The sequence below is a fragment of the Micromonospora sp. KC606 genome (assembly GCF_004348675.1).
Classification (GTDB): Bacteria; Actinomycetota; Actinomycetes; order Mycobacteriales; family Micromonosporaceae; genus Micromonospora.
In genome coordinates this window covers 1-816 of record NZ_SMKN01000423.1, presented here as the reverse complement: position 1 = coordinate 816, position 816 = coordinate 1, and the positions used below count along the sequence as shown (strand labels likewise).

General features: G+C 71.2%; 1 protein-coding gene and 1 pseudogene. Both read left to right on the top strand.

What is annotated here, in order from left to right; translation table 11 throughout:
* A pseudogene (locus E1193_RS31505) lies at positions 1–520 on the top strand (peptidase M23); the annotation flags it as partial.
* Between the two features lie 78 nt (positions 521–598).
* Positions 599–748 carry a hypothetical protein gene (locus tag E1193_RS32305; RefSeq protein ID WP_165945880.1) on the top strand — a complete coding sequence of 50 codons (150 nt, stop codon included), beginning with the start codon at positions 599–601 and terminating at the stop codon, positions 746–748.
* Positions 749–816 lie beyond the last annotated feature (68 nt).

Below are 816 nucleotides of genomic sequence, written 5' to 3'. Positions count from 1 at the left end.
GGCCTCCACCGCCTCCCCGTCGCCCACCGCCACCGTCGCCGCCAGGAAGGTGAAGCCCAAGGCCAGGCCGAAGCCCAGGGTGATCGCCCCGGTGACCGGCCTGGACCGGGCGCAGATGGACAACGCCATCGCGATCGTCAAGGCCGGACGGAAGATGGGCGCACCCCGGCGAGCCCTGGTCATCGCCGTCGCCACCGCCATGCAGGAGAGCACCCTCTACAACTACGCCAGCGGGGTGCTGCCCGAGTCGCAGAACTACCCGCACCAGGCCATCGGCTGGGACCACGACTCGGTCGGGTTGTTCCAGCAGCGGCCCAGCAGCGGCTGGGGCACCGTCGCCGACCTGATGGATCCGGAGTACGCCACCCGGGCGTTCCTCAGCGTGCTGCTGGAGATCCCCGGCTGGGAGAGCCTGCCACTGACCGTCGCGGCCCAGGCCGTGCAGGTCTCCGCCTTTCCCGACGCGTACGCCCAGCACGAGTGGCGTGCGACCGAGGTGGTCGCGGCCGTACTCGGCTGACTGACTGACGGGCCACTGTGGACGTCTGGTTTGCCGGGCCGGGGTACACATGAGGGAGGACACCGAACGGAGGACGACATGTCACTGGTGCAGCGGATCAGCGCGTTCCTGCGGTCCCCGAAGGGGCAGCAGCTCGTCGACCGTGGCCGGCGCGAGCTGGCCAAGCCCGAGAACCAGGCCAGGCTGAAGCAGATGGCGAGCCGGTTCTCCGCCGGCCGCCGTCGCTGACGGCCCCGTCCACGCCCTCGACACCGGGAGCCTCCGTGACCGACGCCGCGCCTGTCGACGACGAGCCC

Excerpts from the sequence above, each read along its gene's own strand:
- E1193_RS32305 (WP_165945880.1), top strand. The coding sequence starts at position 599 with ATGTCACTGGTGCAGCGGATCAGCGCGTTCCTGCGGTCCCCGAAGGGG.